This is a genomic window from Microbacterium maritypicum, from assembly GCF_041529975.1.
Classification (GTDB): Bacteria; Actinomycetota; Actinomycetes; order Actinomycetales; family Microbacteriaceae; genus Microbacterium.
On sequence record NZ_CP168030.1, the window covers coordinates 238,220 to 264,615 of the forward strand.

Annotated in this window: 22 protein-coding genes; 14 read left to right on the forward strand and 8 right to left on the reverse strand. The window is 69.3% G+C overall.

Features of this window, described 5'->3' with window-relative positions; genetic code table 11:
* Window positions 1–55: 55 nt before the first annotated feature.
* From ACCO44_RS01135 to ACCO44_RS01165, 7 genes are all read left to right on the forward strand, one after another.
* Window positions 56–2,470, forward strand: coding sequence for a polysaccharide lyase 8 family protein (locus ACCO44_RS01135; protein WP_372467907.1), 2,415 nt, complete (start codon window positions 56–58; stop codon window positions 2,468–2,470).
* Window positions 2,471–2,654: 184 nt separating this feature from the next.
* Window positions 2,655–3,971 (forward strand): ABC transporter substrate-binding protein, encoded by a 1,317-nt coding sequence (locus ACCO44_RS01140; protein ID WP_029263135.1) that lies wholly within the window; start codon window positions 2,655–2,657, stop codon window positions 3,969–3,971.
* A 14-nt stretch (window positions 3,972–3,985) separates the two neighbouring features.
* On the forward strand, window positions 3,986–4,927 hold the full coding sequence (locus ACCO44_RS01145) for a carbohydrate ABC transporter permease (RefSeq protein ID WP_105712353.1): 942 nt from the start codon (window positions 3,986–3,988) through the stop codon (window positions 4,925–4,927).
* Between the two features lie 5 nt (window positions 4,928–4,932).
* Window positions 4,933–5,889, forward strand: a complete 957-nt coding sequence (locus tag ACCO44_RS01150) for a carbohydrate ABC transporter permease (RefSeq protein ID WP_372467908.1) — start codon at window positions 4,933–4,935, stop codon at window positions 5,887–5,889.
* The gene (locus ACCO44_RS01155; RefSeq protein WP_372467909.1) at window positions 5,876–6,901 is read left to right on the forward strand and encodes a hydroxyacid dehydrogenase; all 1,026 of its coding nucleotides are present in this window, start codon (window positions 5,876–5,878) and stop codon (window positions 6,899–6,901) included. The genes ACCO44_RS01150 and ACCO44_RS01155 overlap by 14 nt, the downstream gene beginning before the upstream one ends.
* A gap of 34 nt (window positions 6,902–6,935) precedes the next feature.
* Window positions 6,936–9,191, forward strand: a complete 2,256-nt coding sequence (locus ACCO44_RS01160) for an FAD-dependent oxidoreductase (protein WP_372467910.1) — start codon at window positions 6,936–6,938, stop codon at window positions 9,189–9,191.
* An 11-nt stretch (window positions 9,192–9,202) separates the two neighbouring features.
* A complete protein-coding gene (locus tag ACCO44_RS01165) occupies window positions 9,203–10,315 on the forward strand; it encodes a substrate-binding domain-containing protein (RefSeq protein WP_372467911.1) in 1,113 nt (370 codons plus the stop codon).
* Window positions 10,316–10,328: 13 nt separating this feature from the next.
* Here the strand turns inward: ACCO44_RS01165 and ACCO44_RS01170 are convergent, their stop codons facing one another.
* The 6 genes from ACCO44_RS01170 to ACCO44_RS01195 all read right to left on the reverse strand — a co-directional run bounded on the left by ACCO44_RS01170 (window position 10,329) and on the right by ACCO44_RS01195 (window position 16,070).
* Window positions 10,329–11,177 carry an SMP-30/gluconolactonase/LRE family protein gene (locus ACCO44_RS01170; RefSeq protein ID WP_372467912.1) on the reverse strand — a complete coding sequence of 283 codons (849 nt, stop codon included), beginning with the start codon at window positions 11,175–11,177 and terminating at the stop codon, window positions 10,329–10,331.
* Window positions 11,174–11,935 carry a spermidine synthase gene (locus ACCO44_RS01175; RefSeq protein WP_372467913.1) on the reverse strand — a complete coding sequence of 254 codons (762 nt, stop codon included), beginning with the start codon at window positions 11,933–11,935 and terminating at the stop codon, window positions 11,174–11,176. Before ACCO44_RS01175 ends, ACCO44_RS01170 begins: the two co-directional genes overlap by 4 nt.
* The gene (locus ACCO44_RS01180; RefSeq protein ID WP_372467914.1) at window positions 11,932–12,804 is read right to left on the reverse strand and encodes a hypothetical protein; all 873 of its coding nucleotides are present in this window, start codon (window positions 12,802–12,804) and stop codon (window positions 11,932–11,934) included. Before ACCO44_RS01180 ends, ACCO44_RS01175 begins: the two co-directional genes overlap by 4 nt.
* A gap of 67 nt (window positions 12,805–12,871) precedes the next feature.
* Window positions 12,872–14,110, reverse strand: a complete 1,239-nt coding sequence (gene manD, locus ACCO44_RS01185) for a D-mannonate dehydratase ManD (RefSeq protein ID WP_372467915.1) — start codon at window positions 14,108–14,110, stop codon at window positions 12,872–12,874.
* On the reverse strand, window positions 14,107–15,291 hold the full coding sequence (locus tag ACCO44_RS01190) for an N-acetylglucosamine-6-phosphate deacetylase (RefSeq protein ID WP_372467916.1): 1,185 nt from the start codon (window positions 15,289–15,291) through the stop codon (window positions 14,107–14,109). Before ACCO44_RS01190 ends, manD begins: the two co-directional genes overlap by 4 nt.
* Window positions 15,288–16,070, reverse strand: coding sequence for a 6-phosphogluconolactonase (locus ACCO44_RS01195; protein ID WP_372467917.1), 783 nt, complete (start codon window positions 16,068–16,070; stop codon window positions 15,288–15,290). The genes ACCO44_RS01190 and ACCO44_RS01195 overlap by 4 nt, the downstream gene beginning before the upstream one ends.
* Before the next feature lie 138 nt (window positions 16,071–16,208).
* Here ACCO44_RS01195 and ACCO44_RS01200 point away from each other — a divergent pair, with 138 nt between their 5' ends.
* The 7 genes from ACCO44_RS01200 (at window position 16,209) to ACCO44_RS01230 (ending at window position 23,632) form a co-directional block, all read left to right on the forward strand.
* Window positions 16,209–17,225 (forward strand): LacI family DNA-binding transcriptional regulator, encoded by a 1,017-nt coding sequence (locus ACCO44_RS01200; RefSeq protein ID WP_372467918.1) that lies wholly within the window; start codon window positions 16,209–16,211, stop codon window positions 17,223–17,225.
* 33 nt (window positions 17,226–17,258) lie between these two features.
* Entirely contained in the window at window positions 17,259–18,260 is a 1,002-nt protein-coding gene (locus ACCO44_RS01205) for a Gfo/Idh/MocA family protein (RefSeq protein ID WP_372467919.1), read from the forward strand.
* 68 nt (window positions 18,261–18,328) lie between these two features.
* Entirely contained in the window at window positions 18,329–19,360 is a 1,032-nt protein-coding gene (locus tag ACCO44_RS01210) for a Gfo/Idh/MocA family protein (protein ID WP_372467920.1), read from the forward strand.
* A 15-nt stretch (window positions 19,361–19,375) separates the two neighbouring features.
* Window positions 19,376–20,239, forward strand: coding sequence for a Gfo/Idh/MocA family protein (locus ACCO44_RS01215; protein WP_372467921.1), 864 nt, complete (start codon window positions 19,376–19,378; stop codon window positions 20,237–20,239).
* A 233-nt stretch (window positions 20,240–20,472) separates the two neighbouring features.
* Complete coding sequence (locus ACCO44_RS01220) at window positions 20,473–21,750, forward strand: extracellular solute-binding protein (RefSeq protein ID WP_372467922.1); 1,278 nt, start codon at window positions 20,473–20,475, stop codon at window positions 21,748–21,750.
* On the forward strand, window positions 21,750–22,730 hold the full coding sequence (locus ACCO44_RS01225) for a carbohydrate ABC transporter permease (RefSeq protein ID WP_372467923.1): 981 nt from the start codon (window positions 21,750–21,752) through the stop codon (window positions 22,728–22,730). Before ACCO44_RS01220 ends, ACCO44_RS01225 begins: the two co-directional genes overlap by 1 nt.
* Complete coding sequence (locus ACCO44_RS01230; protein ID WP_372467924.1) at window positions 22,727–23,632, forward strand: carbohydrate ABC transporter permease; 906 nt, start codon at window positions 22,727–22,729, stop codon at window positions 23,630–23,632. The genes ACCO44_RS01225 and ACCO44_RS01230 overlap by 4 nt, the downstream gene beginning before the upstream one ends.
* 76 nt (window positions 23,633–23,708) lie before the next feature.
* Here ACCO44_RS01230 and ACCO44_RS01235 read toward each other — a convergent pair whose 3' ends face one another.
* Window positions 23,709–25,115 (reverse strand): mannitol dehydrogenase family protein, encoded by a 1,407-nt coding sequence (locus ACCO44_RS01235; RefSeq protein WP_372467925.1) that lies wholly within the window; start codon window positions 25,113–25,115, stop codon window positions 23,709–23,711.
* Between the two features lie 67 nt (window positions 25,116–25,182).
* On the reverse strand, window positions 25,183–26,286 hold the full coding sequence (locus ACCO44_RS01240; RefSeq protein ID WP_372467926.1) for a GntR family transcriptional regulator: 1,104 nt from the start codon (window positions 26,284–26,286) through the stop codon (window positions 25,183–25,185).
* Window positions 26,287–26,396: the final 110 nt, after the last annotated feature.

A 26,396-nucleotide genomic window follows, 5' to 3' on the forward strand; every position in this document is an offset into this window, starting at 1 on the left:
GCGACGATGCGGAGGAAGATTCATGGTTCAGCTCACGCGACGCACCCTTCTTCGGGTGTCCACAGGCATTGCGGCACTCACGCTCGCAGAGTCGATCTTCTCGGTGCTCCCCGAGCCGTGGGCGGGCACGACGACGATCGACCCGGCGCTGCGGGCGCGATGGGCGGACATCATCACCGGTCGCCACCAGGTCGTCTCTTCCGATGCGAGGTTCGCGACGGCGCTTTCGGCGCTGGACGCCCGTGTCACCGGGTGGCGAGCGATGCTCGATCCCACCGCGGCGTCGGTGTTCACCGATCTGCCGGTGACGGGCGTGAATCCCGATGCTCAGGGCGTGCGCACCGCGCAGAAGATCCGCCAGTCGTACACGCGGCTGCTCGACTTCGCCGTGGCATGGGCGACCCCGGGCTCGATTCATCATGCCGATTCGACCCTGGTCGCGCAGATCTCCTCGGGTCTCGGCTCACTCACTGCGGCGGGATTCGCGTCCGGCACCGCGATGGCCGCCGCGGACAACTGGTGGGATTGGCAGATCGGATCGCCCCGCGCTCTCGCGAGCGTCCTCGTGCTCGTCGGCGACGAGCTGCCGTCCGCCCAGGTCGCTGCGGGGTGTGCGGCGATCGACCACTTCGTGCCGGACCCGTGGTTCCTCGATCCGCTGAAGGGGCTTCCCGTGAAGGAATCGACCGGGGCGAACCGGATGGACATGTGCCAGACGGTCATCGTCCGTGCTCTTCTGGACGGAGACGTCCCGAGGCTCGAGAGAGCGCGCGCGGGATTGGCGCCGGTGTGGGCGACCGTCCTGGAGGGAGACGGCTTCCACGCCGACGGCTCGATGATCCAGCATGCGAGCGTCCCGTACACGGGCTCGTACGGGATCGAGCTCCTGCTCGCGGCGTCGCGTCTGTTCGCACTCCTCGAACTCGGAGCAGCCGGACCGGAGTACGAGGCATTCTTCGCCCTGGTCGGGAAGAGCTACCTGCCGGTCGTCTACCGCGGCAGGGTCATGGACCACGTGCGGGGCCGCGCTGTCGCCCGCCCGCTCGCCCGTAGTCAGGATGCCGGTTTCCAGGCGGTGGAGGGGCTGCTCCTGCTCGCAGAAGCCGCTCCTGCACCGGTGGCGACGCAGATCCGCGGGCGCGTGCGCTCCTGGGTGGACGAGGACTCCACCGGGCGGATCTTCGAGACGGGGTCGGTGGCGAGGACGGGCCTGGTCGTCGCGCTGACGAACAGCGCGGTGGCCGCTCTCCCCGAACCATCCGCCGGTGCGACCGTCTTCAACGCGATGGCTCGGTGCATCGTGCGCAACGCGGACCACGCGATCGCGATCTCGGCATCGAGTGCGACGATCGCCTGGTACGAATGCAGCACGTTGGAGAACATCCGCGGCTACCATTCCGGCAGCGGCATGACGTACGTGTACGACGCCGACACCTCCCACTACGACGACGAGTTCTGGCCGACCGTCGACCGCTATCGGCTGCCGGGCACGACCGTGGAGCAGCTCGCTCTCCCGGATCGGATCGGCGGCACATCCGGCAAGGGGCGTCCGCCGGGGGAATGGACGGGCGGATCGTCCGTGATGTCGGACTCCCCTGACGCGGCGACGGTCTTCGCGCAGGATCTCCATGCGCCGCACGATCGGGCGGGGACGGGGGGAGCGTTCCGTGGCAGCGACATGCACGCCCGCAAGGCCTGGTTCCTCCAGGACGGCGTCCTCGTCGCCCTGGGCGCTGACATCTCCTCCACCACCGGGGGCATCGTCGAGACCGTCGTCGAGAACCGGAATCTCCACGCCGCGGGAGCGGCGACACTGCGCGTCGACGGTGTCGTCCGCATCGCGACCCTGCCGAGCTCGCGCACGGAGAACGCGACCGGCCCGCTGAGCGTCCACATCGACGGTGTCGGCGGGTACTTCTTCCCGGTCGGTGGCAGCGTGAAGATGAAGCGCGAGGAACGCGCGGGCTCCTGGGCCGACATCAACACCACGGCCGGCATCGACGCGACTCCGCATGCACGCCGATACCTCACCCTGTGGCTCTGGCATGGCCAGAACTTCTCCGGGCGGTCGTATCAGTACGCGGTGCTGCCCGGAGCGTCCCTCGCCGAGACGCAGGCGTTCGCAGCAGCACCGAACTTCGCGGTGCTCGCGAACTCCGCCGAGTGCCAGGCGCTGCGGTTCGACGTGCGCGAGACGCGTCTGTTCACGTTCTGGCGGGCGGTGACCGTGGACGGGGTGACGGCGAGTGCGCCGTGCACCGTCGCCGTCAGCACCCGTGCCGATGGTGCGGTGATCATCGCGATCGATGAGCACGCGGGATCCGTGACGGCGCTGAGCGTGACGTTCGATGGCCTCGGAATCCCGTCGAGCTCGTCCTGCGCGGGCGGGTCCGTGGCGATCGTGGGCTCCCGCGTGGCGGTGACCCTCGCCTCCGGGGCGCGCCAGGCGGAGTGCGAACTCCACTTCTGAGACCGCCCGCCCCTCCCCGCTTCGCGGGCGTCACCCCGCGGTCGCGCGCTCTCCGGCGCGCCCGCGTGATCGGCCGAGAATCAATCGGAATTCATGCTTGATTCATTCTTCTGAGGGCCCGTTGAATCAGAGAACACCGCGCATCCCGAGCGGATCCTGAAGCTACGTCACAAAGGAGTACGTAATGAATTTGAGTTCGAATCGCGCTCGCCGCCGCGTTGCGGCCGCGGCAGGAGCGCTGCTCGTCACCACTCTCGTGACGGCCGGCTGCGGCACACAGATCCGTGGGGGCGACGATGACGACACGAAGGCGACTCTCACCTACTGGTCGGCGTGGAACGTCGGCGAGGCGCAGCAGGAGATCTTCGAAACCGTACGCACCGCCTTCACGGAGGAGACCGGCATCGACGTCGAGGTCGAGTACCTCGGTCGCCAGGTCACGCAGAACCTGATCAACGCTCTCGGCAACGGGACCGGGCCCGACCTCTTCGACGCGGGAAGCCGGAACATCCTCGATTACGAGGGTCGGGGCTTCCTGGCCGACCTCGACGAGCTGATGGAGACGGACATCCCCGGCGAGGACATCTCGGTGGGAGAGAGCTTCACGGACGCCGTCCGAGAGGCGGCATCGGGCGAGGAGGGCGTCGGGATCCTGCCGACCTACGTCAATTCCTCGGCGATCTGGTTCGACGCGTCGCAGTTCCCCGAACTCGAGAGCGACCCGCCCCAGGAGTGGGACGACTTCATCGCCCTCCTGGACGCGCAGAAGGCAGAAGGCCTCACCCCCCTGGGCGCGGACGGCACGGTGCCCAGCTACAACGTGTTCTGGCTCTATCAGCTGCTCGTGCAGGCCGAAGGGCCGGGAGCGCTCCGCTCGCTCGCGGAGGCACCGGAGAACTGGGATCAGCCGTACGTCCTCGAGGCTGCGCAGCGCGTCCAGCAGATCGTCGACGGCGGCTACCTGCAGGACGACTACATGGGCACGAAGTACCCGGATGCGCAGAATCAGTGGGCGCAGGGAGCGCACTCCTTCATGCTGGGCGGGTCGTACATGGAAGGGGAGACGCGAGACCAGCAGAAGGACGGCTTCACGGCTCGGACGTTCATGTTCCCGGCCGTTCCGGGCGGCACACCGACGGTCGAGGTGACCGCGAGCGGGCTCGCGATCAATGCCGACAGCAAGAACATGGACGCGGCGAACCAGTTCCTCGCCTTCGCCGCTCAGGAGAAGTTCCAGAAGCTGTACGCTTCCGATGCCGGGTTCATCGCGGCGCGCTCGGGCGTGGAGCAGCCGGAGACGCTGCGTGGGCTGGTCGAGCAGATCGAGAATGCCGACTCCGTCACCCAGTCGCATGATCTCGCCGCAGCGCTCCACCCGTCGTGGTGGAACGACATCCTGCTGCCTCTGGACGACGCCCTCTTCTCGGGCACCATCACCGCGGAGGAGTTCGTCGCACGCGGCAAGGAACAGACCGCCGCGTATCTCGCCGCCAACGGCTGATCGGCAGGCTCCCCATGGCGACCCCTCTCCTCCTCCACCGCCGCGCCGATCGGCAGGCATCGACCGACGCCACCGGTGTCGATCGGCTCGCGCTGCCCTTCCTCGTCCCCGCGGTGGCGATGATGACCATCACACTCGTGATTCCATCGGTGTTCACGGCCGTGATCTCGCTGACCTCGTGGTCGGGACCGGGAGACGAGGTCGTCTGGGTGGGCCTGCGCAACTACATCGGACTGTGGGCGTCGGACGCGTTCCGCTCGTCGTTCGTGAACACGGCGGTGCTGCTGATCGTCGGCGGCATCCTCGTGTTCACGGTGGTCTTCGCCTCACTGATCGCGCTACGCGGCATGCGGGGCGGGGCGTTCATCCGGTCCGTCGTGTTCGTGCCGGTGATCATCTCGCCGATCGCGATCGGTGTGGCGTTCGGCTTCCTCCTGAATCCGAACGGCGGCTTCAACCAGATCCTCGAAGCACTCTCGCTCGATGCCCTGCGCAGAGCCTGGCTGTCACCGGACGTCGTGTTCCAGGTGATCATCGTCGGTCTCGTGTGGAGCGTCAGCGGGTACTACCTCGCGATCGTCGCGACGGGCGTCGATCAGATCCCCGCGCACCTGTATGAGGAAGCGGAACTTGCGGGAGCGACTCGCACGCAGCAGTTCCGGATGATCACCATCCCGCTGAGCTGGGAGTCGCTCTCGGTCGCGATCGTGCTGTGGATCATCAGCAGCATGAAGACGTTCGAGATCGTGATCGCATTCGTCGGATCCCAGGGCGTGCCGCCCATCCAGGCGCGCACCGCGTCTGTGCAGCAGTACCTCGCGACGACCGGTGGTCCGGACGGAAGCCCGCAGCTCGCCTACGCGTCGGCGATCGGCATGGTGCTCTTCCTGCTCACCTCGGTCCTGGTGATGCTCGTGCGGAGACTTCTGAAGAGAGACAAGGTGGAACTGTCATGACGACCATGACCAGCCCCCCTCGCGCCCCCGAGGAGGCGAAGCAGCCGGTGCAGACCGGCCGCCACCCCCGCCTCCGGCGTAGCGGGCACCGACGATGGACGGCTCCCATCGGCGACATCGTCATCCCCCGCGGCATCCAGGTCGCGCTGTGGGTGTGGGTGTCGTTCAACCTCCTGATGGCGGTGTGGGTGGGGATCACGTCCCTGAAGTCGGACAGCGAGATCTTCGCCACCCCCTTCGGTCTTCCCGCATCGCCGGAGTGGGAGAACTTCGTGAGCGCGTGGACGGTGTCCGGTTTCGGCGGCGTGACGCTCAACACCATCGTCATCGTGACGATCTCCGCCTCCCTGACGATCGCGCTGGGAGCCCCCGCCGCATATGTGCTCGCCAGGAGTTCGCGACGATGGATCTCGGGCATCAACACCTATACGGCGCTGTGCGTGGCACTGCCGGTGCAGACGATCCTCGTACCGCTCTTCATCGCGAAGACGGAGGTGCATCAGTTCGCCGTCGAGATCCTCTTCGGCTGGTGGGATGACCGGATCACGCTCGTCTTCATCTACGTCGGCACTTCTCTCCCGTTCACGATCTTCCTGCTCACCGCCGCCTTCAGGGGGCTTCCGTCAGCGCTCCCCGAGGCTGCGGCGCTCGATGGGGCGTCGCCCGCGCGCACCTTCTGGAGCATCATGATGCCGGTCGCCTGGCCGGCGGTGAAAAGCGCGTTCGTCCTGAACTTCCTGCACATGTGGAACGAAGCGCTCCTCGTGCTGGTGCTGATCAACTCTCCGAGCGAGCAGACTCTGCCCGCTGCACTTCTCCGCTTGTACGGCACCATGCAGTACAACTCCAACTGGGGAGGCCTGTTCGCCGGAGTCGTGATCGTCATCTATCCGATGATCCTGCTGTATCTGTGGGTCGGTCGCCGCATCATGGAAGGGATGACCTCCGGTGCCGTCAAGTGATCGTGGAGGTCGCGGACAGCTCCCGACCATCGTCATCAGCGCCGACGACGGAGACGCCGACAGACTGTTCCCTGCGAACGTGCTCGCGCCGTTGCGCGAGCACGGCCGGGTCGTGCACGTGGGTGGCGACTTGAGCGTGCTCGACGTGGAGGACAGGCGATCCGCCGAGGTGCTCCTGACCAGCTGGGGGACGCACGAGATCTCTGCCGGCGTGCTCGACGGGTTCTCCTCGCTCGAGGCGATCATCCACACGGGGGGTTCGGTGAAGCGGCTCCTCACGGACGACGCGTGGGAGACGGGCGTGCGCGTCTCGACCCAGGTCGAGCGCAACGCGGAAGCGGTCGCCGAGTACGCGGCGGCGATGATCGTCGCGAGCCTGAAAGGCGTGTTCCGACTGCGTCGCGACTACGTCCGCGAAGGTGCGACGCTCGATCGGGGGCCGCGTCTCGACATGCTCGGGATCACGGCCAAGACCGTCGGCCTGGTGGGAGCGTCCCGCGTCGGGCGTGCGGTGGCGCGACTCATCGCACGACACGATCTGCAGGTGCTCGTCTACGACCCGTACGTCGATGCCGTCGAAGCGGATTCTCTGGGTGCCCGGCTGACGTCGTTGGAGACGCTCATGCGCGACAGCGACGTGGTGTCCCTGCACGCCCCGGCCACTCCGGGCACGCGCGGGATGATCACCCGTCGGCTGCTGGAGAGCATGAGCCCCGGTGCCACGCTCATCAACACCGCCCGCGGATCGATCGTCGACCAGGACGCCCTCATCGACGTGCTCCGCACCCGCGACCTCTTCGCGATCCTCGATGTCACCGAACCCATGGTCCCCGCCGCCGACTCGGCGTTGTGGGCGCTGGAGAACGTCTTCCTGACGCCCCATCTCGCCGGTGCCACGGGGTCGGATCTCCAGCGGCTCGGCCGAGGAGCAGTCGACGAGGCGATTCGAGTGCTCACGGGCGAGGAGCTCGCGCACCGGGTGCGGGCCGAAGACCTTTCGCGAATCGCGTGAGCCCCGGGGAACCGGGAAGAACGGAAGAGGGATCATGAGCAATCGGACGAGGCACGATGTCGACGTCGCCGTCATCGGCGGTGGGCTCGCCGGTGTCGCGGCAGCGATCGCTGCGGCGCGCAACGGAGGGACCGTGGCGCTGGTGCAGGATCGTCCGGTGCTCGGAGGGAACTCGAGCAGCGAGGTGCGGGTCTGGGTCTGCGGTGCGACGGCGACGGGGCATCATCGCTTCGCGCGCGAGACGGGGATCATCGGTGAGCTCTATGTCGAGAACGAGTACCGCAATCCGCTCGGCAACCCGTACTACTGGGACCTCGTCGTGCTCGATGCCGTGAAGGCGGAGCCGCGCATCACCCTGCTGCTGAACACACACATCACCGAGGTGCAGATGCACGGAGACCGGATCTCGTCGGTGGGCGGGATCGTGCTGGGATCGGAGGGCGAGGTCACTGTGGCCGCGCACACCTTCGTGGATGCCACCGGCGACGGATCCGTGGCGGCCCGGGCCGGTGCTCGGACGCGACTCGGCCGGGAGGCGAGTGCAGCTTTCGGTGAGGATCTGGCACCGGAGGAAGAGGACGAGCTCACGCTGGGCAGCACGCTGCTGTTCTACACCCGCAAGGAGTCCGAACCGGTGCCGTTCGTGCCGCCGGCGTTCGCGATAGACCTCGCAGCCACGACGATCCCGGAGAGCCGGGTGCTTCGCACGGGTGACAACGGAGCCGACTACTGGTGGATCGAATGGGGCGGCGAGCTGGACATCGTCGCCGACAACGAGCGGATCAGGGACGAGCTGTGGGCGGTCATCTACGGCATCTGGGATCACATCAAGAACTCCGGACGCTTCCCGGATGCCGAGAACCTCACTCTCGAGTGGGTCGGGTCGGTTCCGGGCAAGCGGGAGTATCGCCGGATCATCGGTGCGCACACCATGACGCAGGAGGATGTCGTCTCGGCGACGCGCAAGGCGGACGCCATCGGATTCGGCGGGTGGTCGATCGACCTCCACCCCTCGAAGGGCGTGTACGAGCCTCGGTCCGCCGCTCAGCAGATCTACCCGAGCGGCACCTACGACATCCCCTTCGGCATCCTGCGCTCCATCGATGTCGGCAATCTGCTGATGGCCGGCCGCAACGTGAGCGCGACGCACATCGCCTTCGGGTCGCTGCGCGTGATGGCGACGTGCGCGGTGATGGGTGAGGCCGCTGGAACCGCAGCGGCTCTGTGTGCCGCGTCGAACTGGACTCCGGAGGAGCTTCACGACGCGCACATCCGAACCCTGCAGCGCCAGTTGGTGCGACAAGATGCCGCGCTCATCGGCGTGCAGGACGACGACCCCGCCAATCTCGCTCTGCAGGCGTCGGTGACGGCGACGTCGGAACTCCGGTGGGATCAGCTCGACGATCCGAGTTCCTCGCTCCCTCTCACCGACGACACCGCCTTCCTGATTCCGCGAGGGCAGTCGGGGCCGGTGCAGGTGCACCTCTCGTGCGAGGAGGCCGCCACCGTCTCGTGGGCGGTGTTCGAGACTCCCGACGGTCGCACCTATTTCCCGGAGGTGCCGCTCGACTCCGGGAGCATCGAGCTTCCCGCCGGGCACGCCGGGTGGGTGGCGTTGACGGATGAGCTCCCGGTCGGCGAGGGTCCGGAGGCGTCGACGGTCATCGTCCTCGAAGCGATTCCGGGCGTGCGGTGGGGGAGCAGCGGTCAGTACCTGTTCGGCGCGGTCTCGATGACGCGTCGCGGCACCGACCACGTCGACGAGATCGACGCCCATCTCGTCGCCGATCGACCGGACGACGTGGTGCGGTGGGGGATCAAGAAGCTGTCGCGTGTTCGGCTTGCCATGCGATGCGAGGGTGCCGTCGTGGGCCTGGAAGCGGCCAACGTCGTCGGGGGATACGGGCGCCCGTACGGCGGGCCGCGGATGTGGTCGTCGCGTCCGCGACGAGATCTGGTCGCGGGGGACCCGGAGATCCTCACGCTCGAGTGGGAGCGCGAGGTCCAGGCGTCGGAGGTACGCGTCGTGTTCAACGACGATGTCAATGCCTACGTGAACAATCTCCACTATGTCCGGAGTGAGCACCGGATACCGCCCGAGATCGTCGCCGACTTCGATCTCGAAGCATTCGTGGATGGGCACTGGCGTACCCTCGGCACGGTGCGGGACAATCGTCGACGTCACCGAACCGTGGCGTTCGAACCCGTCGCGACGGCGCGGATCCGGCTCGTCTGCCACCGCACGAACGGCTCCGACCTGGTCCAGGTGGGCCAGGTGCGGGTGTACTGATCGGAAGAGCAATGACAGCAGTGCATCCCACCCCGTCCGGCCTCACGCCTCGTGCGCTCAAGTTCGAAGCGCTCGCGCAGGAGCTTCGTAGAGGGATCGCGGCCGGCAGTTGGCCGCTGGGCAGCCTTCTGCCGACCGAGAAGCAGCTCGTCGAGTCCACGGGCTACTCGCTCAGCACCGTGCGGCGGGCTGTCGACGTCCTGGTCGACGAAGGGCTGATCCTTCGCCGCCAAGGGTCCGGCATGTACGTGTCGAGTGCCTCCAGGCAGCGAACCGAACAGCGCACGATCGGCGTGCTGATTCCCGACACCCGGCTCTACTTCCCGACCGTCCTGCAGGGTATCGAGGCGGGCCTCTCGGGCTCGGGAACCTCCATCGCTCTCGCGACCTCCCAGTACGACTCGCGCGTCGAGCAGGAAGCGATCGCCCGGTTCGTCGAGTCCGGCGTCGATGGTCTGCTGATCACGCCCATCATCTCGGACGATGCCGATCCCGGCGCCCTGCTCCGCCGGCTGGAGAGCATTCCGATACCGGTGGTGATGCTGGAGAGACGTATCCGGAGCCTGGGCTATTTCGATCCGACCGAGTACGTCTGCTCGAATCATGAGGCCGGGGCGTTCGAGGGGGTCTCGCACCTGCACCGACTCGGCCACCGCCGGATCGCGCTGGCGTTGCGAGCTGATTCCGCTCCGTCGTCCGGAGTCCGCCGCGGGTATGAGGCATCCGTCCCGCACCTGGAGGGCATGGTGAGCACGATCGTCTCGAGGACGAGCGCGGAGTGGTTGCAGACGCACGCGGACGATGTGCTCCAGGAGATGGTTGATGGCAGCTGCACCGCGGCCCTCGTCTTCGGTGATCGCGAGGCCACGCTCCTCGAGGTCGCTGCGCAGCGTCGGGGGCTGCGTGTGCCCGAGGATCTCGCCATCGTCTCCTATGACGACGAAGTGGCCGACGTCGCCCCGGTGCCACTGACAGCCGTGTCGCCGGCCAAGCACCGCATCGGGCGGATGGCCGCGGCGCTCCTGCTCACGCGGATCACCGAGGGAGATCAGTCGCCGGTACAGCAGATCTCGATCGTGCCGAGGCTGACGATCCGCGATTCCTGCGGCGCCCGATCCCGCTAGACCCGCGCCCCGCTCAGCCGGCGAACAGCGTGACCGGCAGCCCGCGCACTCCGGGCTGCACGGCGAACACCGAACCCGCCTCGGTGCCGTGGTCGTCGGGGAGGCCCTGCGCTGACGTCGTGATGTAGAGCGTGTCGAGGTCGTCGCCGCCGAACGTGCACGCCGACACCTGCGGCACGGGGAGCTCGATCGTCTGCACGAGCGCTCCGGTCGCGTCGTAGCCGTGCACGGCACTGCCGCCCCAGAGGGCCACCCACACGCTGCCGTCTGCGGCGACCGTCAGTCCGTCCGGGGACCCGTGCTCCTCGGGGATCGAGACGAATGCCCGCCGTCCGCGCAGCTCACCCTCGGCCACGTCGAAAACGTCGATGCGGTGGGTGGCGGTGTCGACGTAGTAGGCGCGGCGGCCGTCGGGCGAGAAGCCGATGCCGTTCGAGATCGTCGCCCGAGGCAGCACAGTCGAGACCGCGAGCTCCGCGTCGAGCCGCAGCACGAATCCGCCGTCCGGTGCGGCGTCGTAGGCCATGGAACCTGCGAGCAGGCGACCGCGCGGGTCGCAGCATCCGTCGTTCATGCGCACGTGCGGATCTTCATGCAGGGTCGCCACGGCGCGCGTCTCGCCGTCGACGTCATCAGCGAGGTAGAGCGTGCGGGCGCCGACCGCCACCAGGCCGCCGTTGGTGCGCGGTCGCGCGAAGGCCAGGTACTCGTCGTCGATGTGCTGCCGCGTCACGCCGTCGGTGCCCAGCGTCAGCAGATCGCCGGCCTCCCCGTCGACCCACCGCAGTCCACCCCAGCCCGGCCACCACACGGGACCTTCGGCGTGACGGGCGACGGGACCGGTGACGTTCTCCGGGGTCATGCTTCCTCTCTCGGCTGGGTGCGCCCGGCGGCGTCGAGCGACACGGAGCCCGCTCCACGACTGCGCGCGACGTACACGGTGTTCGACGAGACCCCGTCGGTCACGGGATTGTCGAAATCGACGATGTGGGCGACGGCGTCATCGAACACGGCGTTCAGCTCGACCATGAACTCGTCGTCGGGCGGATCATCCGACCACAGGGCGAAGACCCCGCCCGCGGCGAGATGACGGTCGAGCGCACGCAGACCGGCGGCGTCGTAGAGGTCGGCGTGCGTCGGGTCGAGCTGGTGGCGCGGAGAGTGGTCGACGTCCAGGAGGATGGCCGAATACCCGCGGTGCCCCTCAGCGGGTGCCGACCGCATGACGGCGAAGAAGTCGTCCTCGACCAGACTCGTACGCGCATCCTCGACGAGTTCCGCCGACGCGGGCAGGAGCTTGCGCTCGTGCCAGCCGATCACGGCGCCCAGTCGATCGATCACCGTGAGCGATGCCACCCGCGCATCGCGCAGCGCCGCGACGGCGGTGTAGCCGAGCCCGAGCCCGCCGACCAGGACCGAGAGGTCGTCGCCGACCACCGCGGCGAGCCCCAGATTCGCGAGCTCTTCCTCTGCCACCGTGAACAGGCTCGACATCAGGTATTCGTCGCCGAGCTTGACCTCGTAGATCTCCTGCCCGACCGCCGGCTCCGTGCGCCGGCGCAGCATGAGGTCGCCGATCGGCGTCGTCTGCCAGTCGAGCTCTTCGAACCGAGTGATCACCGCGGCATGCCTCCGTCGTCGTCGCCCGGCAGAGGCGGGATGCGGGCGGGGCCCGCGGATGTGCTCGCGTCTCGGGGTTTCTCGTCGCGGAGGGGGAGCGGCATCCGCTCGGGCTCCGGGGTGGCCGTCTCCGGGGCGGAGATCTCCTTCGCCACCTGCTTCTCGAGCACCGTGACGGCGTCGTCGGAGAGCAGGATGAGGCCGTCGAGCTCTTCGCGCACGCGCTTGTACGCGACGTTGCGCTCTGCCTGCGTGGCCGACTCGTCGACCGCGACCTTGAGCAGCTGCTGAGCCCGTTCCAGTCGCTTGCGCTCCGGCGCGGTGAACGTCGAGTCGCGCAGACGCCGGGCATCCTTCTCGGCGATCTCGAATGCGACCGCGTAGTCGCCCACCGCCTGCAGGTACTCGGTGATCTGCTGCTCCGACACCTTCGCCTCGGCGGATGCCGGACGCAGCGCATCCGCCGTCTTCTTGGTGCGCAGGAACGCGGCGGTCAGCGGCTGACGGCCGTCGCTCATGGCGGGGAAGGCGATGAGCTTCGCGACGTCGAGTTCGTAGTCGAGCCAGCGTGCGGTGATCTCGTCGTGCTCGGCGAACAGGCGCGCGACCAGGTCGTTCGGGACGACGGATGCCGTGGTGTCGACCACCGAAGGGCCGCGGCGCTTGGCCTGCTGGGTGAGCGCACGCGCCTCGATCTCGGCCGTCTTCAGCTGCGCCTTCATGCGAAGAGTCTCCAGGCGGCGCTCGTGCCGGCGCTTGGAACCCTGCTCCCACGCCTTCGCGGCACCGCCGGCCATCCCCATGATGGGGAAGATGAGCCACCAGTAGTTGCCCGCGAAGTTCCAGAAGCCCTGGATGAACTCGTCCATGATGCGTTCAGCCTACTGCGCGGGGTGGTCGCGCCCGGGGTCGCTCACGGGCGCGACCACCCACCGTTCACCAGTCGTGGACGGTGCCGTCGAGGAGGCGGTTGTAGGGGAGGTAGGCCTGCTCGTAGGGGTACTTGCCCGCTTCGTCGACGTCGAGCTCGACGCCGAGTCCGGGCTTGTTCCCGGGGTGCAGGTATCCGTCGGTCCAGGTGAACGACTGCTGGAAGACCTGGTCGGTGCGGGCGCCGTGCTGCATGTACTCCTGGATGCCGAAGTTGTGGATCGACAGTCCCAGGTGCATCGCGGCGGCCATGCCGACCGGAGAGATGTCGGTCGGCCCGTGCATGCCCGACTTGATCTGGTACATCGCCGCGTAGTCGAGCGTCTTCTTCAGTGCGGTGATGCCGCCCATGTGGGTGACGGCTCCGCGGACGTAGTCGATGAGCTGGTCGCGGATGATGTCCTTGAAGTCCCACACCGTGTTGAAGATCTCCCCGATCGCGAGCGGGGTGGTGGTGTGCTGGCGCACGAGTCGCAGTGCCTCCTGGTTCTCGGCGGGCGTGCAGTCCTCCAGCCAGAACAGGTCGTACGGCTCGAGATCCTTGCCGAGCCGGGCGGCCTGGATGGGGGTCATCCGGTGGTGGCCGTCGTGCAGCAGCGGGATGTCGGGACCGAACTCGTTCCGCACGGCCTCGAACACCCCGGGGAGGTGGTTGAGGTAGGCGCGGGTGTCCCAGTCCTCCTCCACCGGCTTCGCGCCGCGGCGGGCGGGCTCGTGGTCGTACCGCACCGACGCATCGCCGACATCGGCCCCCTGTGCGGCGATCCCGTAGATCGCCTTCAACGTGGGCACCCCGGTCTGCACGCGGATGGCCTTGTATCCCTGTTCCTGGTGCGCGCGGATCGAGTCGAACAGCTCCGGCAGTTCCTTGCCCGACGCGTGTCCGTACGCCATCAGGCCGTTCCGCGACGCTCCCCCGAGCAGCTGGTACACCGGGAGACCGGCGACCTTGCCCTTGATGTCCCACAGCGCCATGTCCACTGCGGCGATCGCGGCCATCGTCACCGGGCCCCGCCGCCAGTACGCGCTGCGGTACAGGAACTGCCAGGTGTCCTCGATGCGCGACTCGTCCGCCCCGATCAGCAACGGCACCACGTGCTCGGTCAGATACGCGACGACGGCGAGCTCGCGGCCGTTCAACGTCGCATCGCCCAGCCCCGTCACCCCGTCGGCGGTCGTGATCTTCAGCGTCACGAAGTTGCGATCCGGACTTGTGACGATCACGTCAGCCCTGTCGATGGTCATCGGTTTCCTCCTGCGGCTGCGGGTGCGTCGGTCATGTCGGTGGCGGGTTCGCCGGCGATCAGCACCTCACGTGGCGTGATCGAAAGCTCGCCGGGCGCCCAGTCGAAGAGCAGCACGTCGGCGCGGGCGCCGACCGTCCAGTGCGGGCCGTCTCCGAGGACGGATGCGGGTGCCGAGGTCGCGAGCCGCAGCGCCGCCGACAGTGAACCGGTCAGGCGGGCGACCGTGGCGACGCCGACGTCGAGGGTCTGCACGGATCCCGCGAGGAACCCGGTCGCCACGTGCCGCAGCGCTCCGTCGTCGGCGAGGTGCACGCCCCCGCCGACCGTCGAGACGCCGTTCTCCCGCAGGGCCGTCGGGGTGGCGACGGCGTCGCTCACGAGGAAGACGCCGTGGTCGCGCTTCGCGGCGATCATGGTCGCGAGCGTGGCATCGGGCAGGTGGTGGCCGTCGGCGATGACACCGGCGGCGAGCCGGCGCTCGGCGAGCTGCGTCCACAGGTAGTTCGGATGCCGGGGGAGCACCGCATGCGCGCCGTTGCCGAGGTGCGTCGAGAGCGTGGCACCGGCGTCGACGACCGCGGTGATCTCGGCATCCGTCGCGTGGGTGTGCCCGACCGCGACCCGCACGCCGTGCGCGACGAGGAAGCGCGTGGCCTCGACCGACCCCGGATGGTGCGGAGACAGGGTCACGACCCGGAGCAGGCCGGGAGCGGCGTCGAGCCAGGTCTGCAGCTCGGCGATGGCCGGCGGGCGGATGTGCGCGAGCGGATGCACGCCGCGGGGGCCGTCCTGCTCCGAGAGGCTCGGACCCTCGACGTGGATGCCGGCGACCGCGCGCGAGGTCGCGGTCGAGGTGCGCACGGCCTCGTCGATCGCACGGATGCGGGCGAGCATCTCGGCGGGCGAGGCGGTGATGACGGTCGGCAGGAATCGCGTGACGCCGTGGGCGGCGAGAGACTGTGCCATCGCCGCGATGTGGGCCGCCGAGGGCTCTGCCGCATTGGCGTCGCCGTCGAGATGGCCGTTGACCTGCAGGTCGATCAGTCCGGGTCCGATCCACGGGGCGCCGTCACCGGGGTCCGCGGTCGGGGTGAGCGCGCTGATCCGGCCGTGCTCGACGACGACCTCCAGCCCGCCCGCTCCGAGGGCGTCGCGACCGTGCAGCGTGCGCGCGGTCATCGCACCGCCGGGGCCGCCACGGCCGGTGCGGGATGCAGCAGCGACGCCGCGTCGCGGTCGACGTGCACCTCGCAGTGCGGGTGCCGCCGCAGCACGGTGCACGGCCAGTGCGAGCTGATCGGCTCTTCGACCAGGGCGCGCACGGCCTCGGCCTTGCGGGCATCGGGCACGGCGCACACGAGGTGGGCGCCGTTCATCAGCGCCGGGATGGTCAGCGTCAGTGCGTGGGTGGGCACGGCCTCGAGCGTATCGAAGCAGTCGTCGTCGACCTGCTGCACGCGGCTGGCGAGGTCGAGCTGCACCACGCGCACGGGGCACGGGTCGCCGAGGTCGGCGTCGGGCGGATCGTTGAACGCGATGTGGCCGTTCACGCCGATGCCGAGGCACACCAGGTCGATGGGCCCTTCGGTGAGCAGGGCCGCGTACTCCTCGGTCGCCGCCTGGGCGCCGAGCTCGGTGCGCATGGGGTGGAACGCGGCGGGCTGCACCGCATCGACGAGGTGGGTGCGCAGCCAGTTGCCGAAGCGCTGGGGAGCCGCGGGGTCGAGATCGAGGTACTCGTCCATGTGCAGGATCGTGATGCGGTCCCACGGCACGTCGGGCTCGGCGGTGAGGGCTCGGTACACGTCGAGCTGGCTGGGGGCGGCGGCGGCGATCATCCGAGCGGTGCCGCGAGCGGCCACGGCTTCGCGCAGCGTGCGCGCCGCCGATCGCGCGGCGGCAGCGCCCATCGCGGCGCGGTCGGGGTGGGCATGCAGGGCGAACGTCGTCGTGCTCATGATTCGCAAGATTAATGCAACCGCTTGCAAAGTCAAGCCCCCGAATGGAATCCGTTCCGCGTTCTCGCCGCCCCCGGGAGGAGATTCCCGAGGGTTCGCACGCGCGCAGCCACGGTGCACGGGCTTAGTGTGTGTGACGTGACAGGCAACAGGAAGACGGCATCGACGTCGGTGACGATCGGCGACATCGCCCGCGTGGCCGGTGTCTCGCGGTCGACGGTTTCCCGCGCGTTCAGCCGCCCCGAGCTGCTGAACCCCGAGACGGTGCGACGCGTCAAAGCCGCGGCCGACGAGCTCGGTTACGTCATGAACCACGCCGCGCGCGCTCTCTCCACCGGTCGCTTCGGCAACGTCGCCGTGGTCGTCCCCGACATCGCCAACCCGTTCTTCCCGCCGCTCGTGCGGCGCGTGCAGACGCTGGCCGACGCCGCCGGCTACGCGGTGTTCCTCGGCGACTCCGACGAGATCGCCGACCGCGAGGCCAACCTCACCTCGCGCCTCAGTGCCCAGGTCGAGGGCTTCGTCCTGGCCTCCCCGCGCCTCGACGAGGACCGCATCCGCGAGCTCGACGCCTCGCGCCCCGTGGTGCTCGTGAACCGCGACATCGAGGGCCTGGCGCGGGTGCTGATCGATCCGAGCGGAGGCCTCGACGAGGCTGTCGCGCACCTCCACCGCCTCGGCCACACCCGCGTGGTCTACCTGTCGGGGCCGCGCGAGTCGTGGTCGGACCAGCAGCGCCGGGCCGCCCTCGCCCGGGCCGCCGGGCGCGCGGGACTCGAGGTCATCGTGCAGGAGCTGGGGCGCCCGAGCTCGGCCGGCGGACGCGACGCGGTCGGCGGCATCCTCGCCTCCGAGGCGACGGCTGTGATCGCCTTCGACGACGTGGTCGCCCAGGGCGTGATGGCGGGGCTCGCGCTGCGCGGCATCGACGTTCCCCGCGACATCAGCGTGATCGGATGCGATGACACCCTCGCCTCCGGCACGCATCCGGCCCTCACCACGATCTCGGCCGCGTCGGCGGCGGCGGGCGATGCGGCGGCCGAGCTGCTGCTCGGCGTGCTCGCCAGCGGGGAGCGCTCGGATGCCCGCGTGACGATCGCCACGCACCTCGTCGTCCGGGCCACCACGGAGGCTGCGCACACGATCGGCGGTTGACCATGCAACCGGTCGCATGATTTACTGTCGCCCATGCCTCGGATCGCGATCATCGGTGCCGCCCATCCGCACGTGGACTACGTGCTCGACGAGCTGACCCGCGCCGACCGCGCCGCGTTCGAGCTCGTCGGCGTGCAGGACTCCGACCCTGCTGTCGCCGCGCATCACGCCGCCCGTTTCGGCGTGCCCGCCTTCGACCGCGCCGAGGATCTGCTCGCCGAGGGCGTCGACGTCGCCGTGATCGCCGGTGTCTACGGAGCGCGTGGCGCCGATGCCGTCGCCGCGCTCCGTGCCGGTGCCCATGTGCTGGCCGACAAGCCGCTGTGCACCTCGCTCGCCGAGCTCGACGAGATCGAGGCCGTGGCCTCCGAGGTCGACCGCACCGTGAACCTGCTGCTCGAGAAGCGCGGTTACCCCGAGACGCTCGCCGCACTCGACGTCGTGCGCGCCGGAGAGCTGGGCGACATCGTCGGTGTCACCTCCTCGGGCCCGCACAAGCTCAACCGCGCCCAGCGCCCGGGCTGGTTCTTCGACCCGGCGCAGTACGGCGGCATCCTGACCGACCTGTCGGTGCACGACCTCGACGCCGCGCTCCTGTTCGCGCCGGCCGACGAGGGCGTGATCCGGGGAGCCGTGTCGGCCCCGCTCGACGGCGCCCAGGGATTCACGCGCTACGGCTCGGCCACCCTCACGACGCCGAACACCGTCGTCTCCGCCGAGGTGAGCTGGCTCACCCCGCAGGCCTCCGACGTGCACGGCGACTACCGGCTGCGCCTGGTCGGCACCCGCGGGACCGCGGAGATCTTCTGGGCCCGCGGCCGCGTCGAGGTCACCACCGACGATCAGCCGACCCGCGCGCTCGATCTGCCGCCGGGACGACGTCCGGCCGAAGAGGCACTCGACGCCTTCGCCGACGGGCGCACCCCCGAGGTCGGAACGCGGGATTCGCTCGCCCCGACCCGACTCGCCCTCCTCGCCCAGGCATCCGCCGACCAGGGCGGCACCGCGCTGGCCTGGTCGCGCCCGGCCGACTGAGACTCGCTGACCGAGCCCCGCCGACTGCGCCGACACCTCCGGCATCCACCCCCACGACAGGAGACATCATGACCGAACCGCTGCGCATCGCGATCGTCGGCGCCGGGGTGATCGGCGCCGTCCACGCGCGTCTCGTCGCGGCTCTCGGCGACGCCGGCGTGCTCGCCGCGATCGTCGACCTCGACGAGGCGCGCGGGCGTGCGCTCGCCGAGCAGTACGGCGTGCCGTTCCACGCGTCGGCCGCCGAGGCTTATCGCGCCGAGAGCGTCGACCTCGCCGCGATCTGCCTGCCCAGCGCCTTCCACGCCGATGCGGTGGTCGCCGCCCTCGACGCGGGGGTGGACGTGATCGTCGAGAAGCCGATCGACGTCACGCTCGAATCCGCCGATCGGGTGCGGGCCGCCGAAGGCGCCTCCGGACGCACGGTCTCGGTCATCAGTCAGCGCCGCTTCCAGCCGGTGGCCTCCTTCATCCGCCGCTCCATCGACGAGGGCGCGCTCGGACGCGTGACATCGGGTGTCGTGGAGTCGGCGTTCTTCCGCCCGCAGGAGTACTACGAGTCCGGAGACTGGCGCGGCACCGCGGCGATCGACGGCGGCGGTGCACTCATGAACCAGGGGATCCACGCGCTGGACCTGCTGCTGTGGATGCTCGGCACCCCGGTGTCGGTGAGCGCGAAGACCGGCCGTCTCGCGCACGAGGGCATCGAGGTGGAGGATGTCGCGGGCGCCACGATCGAGTTCGAGAGCGGCGCCATCGGGCTGCTGCTCGCCAGCACCGCGGCGTACCCGGGGCTTCCGGTGCGCCTCGCCGTGCACGGCTCGCAGGGCACCGCGGTGATGGAGAACGACGGGCTCGCCTTCTTCGCCTCGGCCACCGCGTCGCAGCCCGATGCCGACTCGCTCGTCGAGCACGATGTGCCGGAGGGGTGGAGCGACGTCGACATGGCGCATCGCCGGCAGTACCTCGACGTCGTGCGGGCGATCCGCAGCGGCGGTCGCCCCGCCATCACCACCGACGACGGCCGCCGGGCGCTGCAGGTGGTGCTCGCCGTGTACGAGTCCGCCCGCACCGGTCGTCCCGTCGACCTCCACGAGTGAAAGAGGATGAGAGACATGGAAACGAAGAACGTCGCGATCGTCGGCATCGAGAACAGCCACGCCGAGGAGATCATCCGCTACCTCAACGTCGAGCGGCCGGATGACGTGCCGGTGCGTGTGGTGGCGCTCGTCGCGGGCGAGGACGACCGCACGCGCGAGCTCGCGGAGCTCGGCGGCATCGAGCGGATCGTCGCCGAGTCGGGCGACCTGCTCGGCAGCATCGACGCGCTCATCGTCACCTCGCGCGACGGGGCGCTGCACCGTGCGCACGCCGTGCCGTTCCTCGAGGCGGGAACGCCGGTCTGGGTCGACAAGCCGCTGGCGGCGAGCGTCGCCGATGCGCAGGAGATCGTCGCGGCGGCCGAGCGTGGTGGCACGGTGCTCACCTCGTCGTCGGCGCTGCGCTGGGTGGCCGACACCGACGCGATCGCCGAGGGCCTCGGATCGATCGGCGAGCTGCAGGCGGTCACCGTGACCGGACCCGCGGATGCGGCCAGTCCGTACAGCGGCATCTTCTTCTACGGCATCCACATCGCCGACGTGGCGCAGCGTCTCGTGCCGGGGCAGCCCGAGGACATCGACGTGCAGCGCCTGCCGGGAGGGGTCGTCGCCCGCTACCGGGTCGGCGGCGTGCTCGTCACGCTCGAGTTCATCCGCCCCGACGGCGACGGCCAGGTGCCGTTCCGCGCGACGGCCGTCGGCGGCCACGGGGTCATCAGCCGCGACATCGTGCTGGGTGCCGACTACGTGCAGCCCGGCGTGGATGCGTTCGCCGGCATGCTCGCGGCGGGGGCAGCGCCGATCCCCACGGCGCAGCTGCTCGCCCCGATCGCGGTGCTGGAGACCGTCGCACGCGCCACGGCTGCCATCGCCGTCTGAGGCTGTGCAACGCGGTGCAGTGATCACGCCCCCGAAGGTCGTGGCCGCTGCATCGCGCTACCCGCACGCACTGACTTATCCCTGGTAATCAAACAGAAACACAACCGTTACACCCTCTTCAACGAAGAAGCTATTGTAATGCAACCGTTTGCACGTTAGCGTGAGAAACGGTTGAACCACCCGTTCATCGGGCGCCTTTCGGGCCCGTCGAGGAAGACCATGGAGGAACGAGAATGGCAAGACGCACTGTGATCGCAGCGGCCGCTTCACTGGCCGCGGTGCTGGCCGTCACCGGCTGCAGCTCAGGCACCGGGAACGACGGAGGCGACGCCGACAGCGGAGACCTCCGCGTGTGGCTCATGCAGGACTCCGTGTCCGAGGATGCGGTCGCGTGGCTCGAAGAAGAGTTCGCCGCCCAGAACCCCGGCTCCACGCTGACGGTGGAGATGCAGCCCTGGGATGACATCGTCTCCCGGCTCCAGACCTCGCTCGCGAGCGAGTCCGAGACCCCCGACATCGTCGAGATCGGCAACACCAAGACCGCGACGTTCGCGAACGTCGGGGCGCTCGCCGACATCTCCGACCTGTACGACGAGGTCGACGGCGACGACCTGATCCCGAGCTTCGTCGATCAGGCGACCCTCGACGGCAAGACCTACGCCTACCCGCTCTACGCGGGCACCAGCGTCGTCTTCTACCGCACCGATCTGCTCGAGAAGGCGGGCATCGCCGCTCCCGAGACGCTCGACGACCTGGTCGCCGCAGCCGCCACGGTGCAGCAGGCGAACCCCGACGGTGTCGAGGGCTTCAAGGGCATCTACTTCCCCGTCGTCGACGTGCACGGGCTCGAGGGCTGGCTGTTCTCCCACGGCGCGAACTACGCCGAGGAGAAGGACGGCGCCTGGGTCAGCGGACTCGACACCCCCGAGGCCAAGGCCGCGCTCGAGCAGATGCAGACCATCTGGCAGGGCTCGGCCCTCGGCGCGCTCGACGCGAAGGAGACCGCAGGCAACCCCTGGGTTCCGTACAACAACGGCGAGGTCGCGATGTTCTCCTACCGCGTGTTCGCGCAGGACAGCATCTCTCCCGAGCTCGCCGACGTCACCGGTGTGATGGCGCTTCCCCCGGTCGAGGCCGGCGGCGAGAGCCACCAGTTCCTCGGCGGCTCCAATGTCGGCATCGCCGCGAAGTCGTCGCAGCAGGAGCTCGCGAAGAAGGCCATGAAGCTGATCCTCAGCGAGGACTTCATGACCCAGCTCGCCGAGGATTCCGGCTGGGTCCCCGGCAACACCACCTTCGCGTCGGCCATCCCCGACGGCATCGTCGACGCCGAGCTGCAGCAGCAGATCGCCGAGACGAGCGCCCTCACCCCGGCGGCGCCGAACTGGGCGATCGTGGAGGGCAACAACATCCCGGTCGACCTGTACTCGGCGATCGCCAAGGGTGAGGACATCGACGAGGTGGTCACGCGCATCGGCGCGAAGATCGAAGCGACCCTCAACGGCGACTGATGATGACCACTCCCGTGATCGATGTCGAGGTCGCCCCCGAGGCGTCCCCGCAGCAGCCCGCTCCCCGCACGCGGCCGCGCCGCGCGCGGGGAGCGCTGCTCCCGTACCTGCTGATCGCGCCGCTCCTCGCGGCGGTGCTGATCGCCCTCGGCTGGCCGCTGCTGCAGCAGTTCGTGATGTCGCTGCAGAAGTTCGGGCTGGCGCAGCAGTTCGGCCAGGAGCCCGAATGGGTGGGCCTGGCGAACTACGGCAGGATCCTGACCGACCCCAACATGTGGGTCGTGTTCTTCCGCTCCGTGCTCTTCTGCGCCGTGTGCGCGTCGCTGTCGATGGTGATCGGCATGCTGATCGCGCTGCTGCTGACGAAGGTGAGCAGCTGGGCCCGCATCGCCCTGCAGGTGACGCTGCTGCTCGTGTGGGCGACGCCGGCGCTGGTGACCATGGTCATCTGGCAGTGGCTGTTCGACGCCCGCTACGGCCTGGTGAACTGGATCCTCGCGCGCATCGGCCTCTCCGACATGGCCGGCTTCCCGTGGACTTCCACTCCGATGGGCGTGTTCACGATCGCCGCGATCACCGTGATCTGGGGCAGCCTGCCCCTGATCGTGTTCATGATCTACTCCGCCCTCACCCAGGTGCCCACCGAGGTGCTCGAGGCGGCGGAGCTCGACGGGGCCGGTCCCTGGACACGCTTCCGGCACGTCACGATGCCCCTCATCACCCCGGCGGTCATGATCGTCGGACTCCTGCAGATCGTGTGGGACCTGCGCGTGTTCACGCAGATCTACGTGCTGCAGCAGGCGGGCGTCTCGATCGAGGAGACCAACCTCCTCGGCACCTACATCTACCGGATCGGCATCGGCCAGGGCGAGTACGGCGACGCGTCGGCTCTCGCGACGATCGTGCTCATCCTCACGCTGCTGCTCACCTGGAAGTACATCGCGAAGATGTTCGCCCAGCAGAAGGAGGTCTCGGAATGAGTGCCCCGACCATGACCAGGACCACCGACATCGCCGCCGTCGTGCCGCCGCGCTCGCGCCGGACCATCGGCAATCGCAACGACGCCCGCCGGCGCACCTGGAACGGCGTCGCCGTGGCCGCCGCGCTGCTGCTCGTCTTCCCGATCTACTGGATGGTGAACACCGCGCTCTCGGACAACGAAGAGCTGTTCTCGCGCACGCCGCGGTTCTTCCCGTTCCCGCTGAGCTTCGACAGCTTCGGGAGCATCCTCGCCGATGGCGGTTTCTGGTCGGCGCTCGGCATGAGTGCGGGCGTGACGGCCATCGTGGTCGTGGTCGCCGTGCTGTTCGGGTTCTTCGCGGCCATCGCGGTGAGCCGTTTCCGCTTCAAGGGCGGCGGCCTCATCATCCTGCTCGTGCTCATCGTGCAGATGATCCCGACCGAGGCACTGTTCATCTCGCAGTTCCGCATGCTCGACGGCTGGCACCTGCTCAACACGGTCGGCGGCCTGTCGCTGCTCTACATCGGCACGGTCGTCCCGTTCACGGTGTGGCTGCTGCGCGGGTTCATCCACGGCATCCCGGCCGAGCTCGAAGAGGCGGCGATGGTCGACGGCTGCAGCCGGTTCGGGGCGTTCATGCGGGTCACGCTGCCGCTGCTCGGACCGGGCATCGTCACGGCATCCGTCTTCGCGTTCCTGCAGGCATGGAACGAGTACACCCTGGCCCTCGTCGTGATGACGAAGCCGGGCAACGCCACCCTGCCGCTGTGGCTGCAGACGTTCAGCAGCGAGCTGTCGGCCACCGACTGGGCCGGCATCATGGCGGGCGCCACGCTGATCTCGGTGCCCGTGGTCATCCTGTTCCTCTTCGTTCAGGGTCGCCTGGGCGCGGGCATGATGGCTGGTGCCGTCAAGGGCTGATGCACCGCAGACGCCGAAGAGCGCCGGTCCTTGGGGATCGGCGCTCTTCGCGTGCGTGGGAGCCAGTGGGGGTGGATCAGCGGGCGTGGTCGGTGAGCACCCCGAGCACGGCGGGGTCCGCGGCGAGATCGGGTGCGAGCAGGTCGAGCAGAGCGCGATGCGGATCGACGGCGGATGCTCGTGCGGCCAGCTCCTCCGCGGCGACGTCGTCGAGCGGCCGTCCTGCCTGGACCTCGGCGATGACGAACCGGGCCCAGGCGGCGATCGCGGCGATGCCGGCCGCGCCTGTCTCGCCCTCGGCGCGGGCGCGGCGCACCGGCTCGACGATGCGGGCACGCAGCTTGAGACTGCCGTCCGCGGCGATCTGCCGCAGCCGGTGCACGATCGCGGGGTTCGCGAATCGCTCGAGCAGCGCCGCCCGGTAGGCGGGAAGGTAGAGGTCGACGCCGGCTCTGTCGGCGCCGGCATCGAGGCGCCGCTGGGCGAGATCCCACAGGTCGCGCACGAGAGCTGCACATTCCGGGTCGGCGATGGCCTCGGCGACGGTCTCGTGTCCGCGCAGGATGCCGTCGGAGGCGAGGAGGGAGTGCGCGCCGTTGAGCATCCACAGTTTGCGCTGCTCGAACGGTTCGATGTCGGACACGAAGGAGGCCCCGGCATCTTCCCAGCGCGGACGGTCGGCGCGGAGGCGTCCGCTCAGGATCCAGCTGTGGAAGGGCTCGGTTACGACCAGGGCCTCGTCGCGGATGCCCTCGCGTGCGGCGACGGCGTCGATGTCGTCTGCCGTGGTGCGCGGGGTGATGCGGTCGACGGACGTGCCGACCACGTCGACCTGCGCGTCGATCCAGGCGCCGAGGGAGGGGGAGGTGAGCGCGGCGAGGTCGCCGACCACGGACCGGAGTGCGGTCCCGTTGTCGTCGAGGTTGTCGCACGGGATCAGCGTGATCGTGCTGTCGGGCAGGGCGCGGCGTCGGGCGTCGAGCGCCCAGAGCAGGCGGGCGGGCATGGTGCGCAGGACGCCGTTCGCGATCGCTCCCGGTGGATTCTCCCGATCGGCGAAGGCTTCGCCCAGCGCACAGATGTCGGCGGTGATGTCGGGGTCCGTGACGTCGAGACGTCCGTCCGCGCCGCGTCGATAGCCCTTCTCGGTGACCGTGAGCGTGACGACCGTGACTTCGGGGCGGGTGAGGTAGTCGCGCAGCGCGTCGGTGTCACCGCCGTCGTGCGCGGCCACGATGCTCTCGACGGTCTCGAGATGGTCGCCCTCCGCGCCGCGCGTGAGGAGGGTGTACACGTCGTCCTGTCGCATGAGCGTCTCGGCGGCATCGGGCGAACGACCCGTGAACGCCGCGATGCCCCACTCGTGGTCGGGGTCGGCGTGCGCGGTGTACCAGGCCTGATGTGCGCGGTGGAAGGCACCGAGTCCGAGATGGACGATGCGCACGGGGGCGCGCGGTAGGGTGCGGCGCGGGCTGTGGGGCACGGGAATCCTCGGGTCGATCATCGGCCCTGGGGTCGGGCCTGACTTCAACCTATGACGCGCGGCGCGATCATGCAAGCGGTTGCAAGACCCGGGGTTGGGCACGCGCGCTCGACGCCCGCTCCCGCACGACCGGCTGCAGCAGCATCCGCACCGGGGTTCGGTCGCCTCCGCGCCCCAGCATCCGCAGTAGCGTGCTCGCCGCGAGGCGTCCGATCTCGCGCTTCGGCGGTGACACGGCGGTGAGGGGGAGCGGGGCATCCGCCGCCTCCTCATCATCGAAGGCGACGAGCGCGAGGTCATCAGGAAGGGAGAGTCCCGCCCTTCTCAGGTGCGGCAGGAGTGCCGTCGCTTCGCGGTCGCCGAGGCAGACGACGCCGTCGAGTCCCGCCGAGCGCGCTCGGTGCGCGTAGTCGGCGAGTGCCGCCTCGTCCCACGAGTCCCGACGCACCACCGCGTCCGGGAGGTCGACGAGGGTGAGGCCGTCGATCGCGCGCCGGTAGCCGCGCAGCGCAGCGTCGGCCGTCGCGGTGTCGCGGCGACCGAGGAATCCGATACGTCGACGGCCCTGCCGCGCCAGGTGCCGCACGGCCGCATACCCGCCCGCGACGACATCGGTGCACACCGCCGAGAGCCCGTCATCCGGCGGTGAGTCCGTCGGCATCCGCTCCATGAGCACCACCGGGATCGGCAGGGCGCGCAGCAGGTCGAGGCGCGCCGTGGGGTCGGTCAGGTGCAGGGTGGGCGTGATCAGGAGTCCGGAGCATCCGGCGGCGAGGAGCTCCCGGATCCGACGGATCTCGAGGGCGTCGTCGTACTCACTCGACACGATGCGCAGGGTGACGCCCGCGGCCCGGGCCACTTCCGTGATCCCCTCCACGACGGTGGGGAAGTAGTAGCTGTGCGACGGGACGATCACGCCGATCACGGGACTCGTCCCGGCCCAGCGCGCCGACACGTACGTGCCGGAGCCCTGGCGGCGGACCACCACTCCGTCGTCGACGAGCATCCCCACCGCCCGCCGCACGGTGTTGATGCCGACCGCGTGCGTCGCGGCCAGAGTCGCTTCCGGTGGCAGCCGCTCGCCCCGGGACCACTCGCCGGCGGCGATGCGGTCGCGGAGTTGTTGCGCCAGGCTCACGAACAGCGGCTGCGTGTTCGGGAAAGCTCCCATGTCGCCCTCCTCGGCCCGTGGACGCCCGTGAGTCTTCGCTATGCAACCGTATTCATTCGGACTCGGTTCGGCAAGGTGTCGGGCACTCGCGGCGCGTGCTGCGGGGAATC

Excerpts from the sequence above, each read along its gene's own strand:
- ACCO44_RS01140 (WP_029263135.1), top strand. The coding sequence starts at position 2,655 with ATGAATTTGAGTTCGAATCGCGCTCGCCGCCGCGTTGCGGCCGCGGCA.
- manD (WP_372467915.1), bottom strand. The coding sequence starts at position 14,110 with ATGACCATCGACAGGGCTGACGTGATCGTCACAAGTCCGGATCGCAAC.
- ACCO44_RS01210 (WP_372467920.1), top strand. The coding sequence starts at position 18,329 with ATGACCGAACCGCTGCGCATCGCGATCGTCGGCGCCGGGGTGATCGGC.
- ACCO44_RS01230 (WP_372467924.1), top strand. The coding sequence starts at position 22,727 with ATGAGTGCCCCGACCATGACCAGGACCACCGACATCGCCGCCGTCGTG.
- ACCO44_RS01220 (WP_372467922.1), top strand. The coding sequence starts at position 20,473 with ATGGCAAGACGCACTGTGATCGCAGCGGCCGCTTCACTGGCCGCGGTG.
- ACCO44_RS01225 (WP_372467923.1), top strand. The coding sequence starts at position 21,750 with ATGATGACCACTCCCGTGATCGATGTCGAGGTCGCCCCCGAGGCGTCC.
- ACCO44_RS01215 (WP_372467921.1), top strand. The coding sequence starts at position 19,376 with ATGGAAACGAAGAACGTCGCGATCGTCGGCATCGAGAACAGCCACGCC.
- ACCO44_RS01160 (WP_372467910.1), top strand. The coding sequence starts at position 6,936 with ATGAGCAATCGGACGAGGCACGATGTCGACGTCGCCGTCATCGGCGGT.
- ACCO44_RS01195 (WP_372467917.1), bottom strand. The coding sequence starts at position 16,070 with ATGAGCACGACGACGTTCGCCCTGCATGCCCACCCCGACCGCGCCGCG.
- ACCO44_RS01240 (WP_372467926.1), bottom strand. The coding sequence starts at position 26,286 with ATGGGAGCTTTCCCGAACACGCAGCCGCTGTTCGTGAGCCTGGCGCAA.
- ACCO44_RS01145 (WP_105712353.1), top strand. The coding sequence starts at position 3,986 with ATGGCGACCCCTCTCCTCCTCCACCGCCGCGCCGATCGGCAGGCATCG.
- ACCO44_RS01165 (WP_372467911.1), top strand. The coding sequence starts at position 9,203 with ATGACAGCAGTGCATCCCACCCCGTCCGGCCTCACGCCTCGTGCGCTC.
- ACCO44_RS01170 (WP_372467912.1), bottom strand. The coding sequence starts at position 11,177 with ATGACCCCGGAGAACGTCACCGGTCCCGTCGCCCGTCACGCCGAAGGT.
- ACCO44_RS01150 (WP_372467908.1), top strand. The coding sequence starts at position 4,933 with ATGACCAGCCCCCCTCGCGCCCCCGAGGAGGCGAAGCAGCCGGTGCAG.
- ACCO44_RS01180 (WP_372467914.1), bottom strand. The coding sequence starts at position 12,804 with ATGGACGAGTTCATCCAGGGCTTCTGGAACTTCGCGGGCAACTACTGG.
- ACCO44_RS01190 (WP_372467916.1), bottom strand. The coding sequence starts at position 15,291 with ATGACCGCGCGCACGCTGCACGGTCGCGACGCCCTCGGAGCGGGCGGG.
- ACCO44_RS01205 (WP_372467919.1), top strand. The coding sequence starts at position 17,259 with ATGCCTCGGATCGCGATCATCGGTGCCGCCCATCCGCACGTGGACTAC.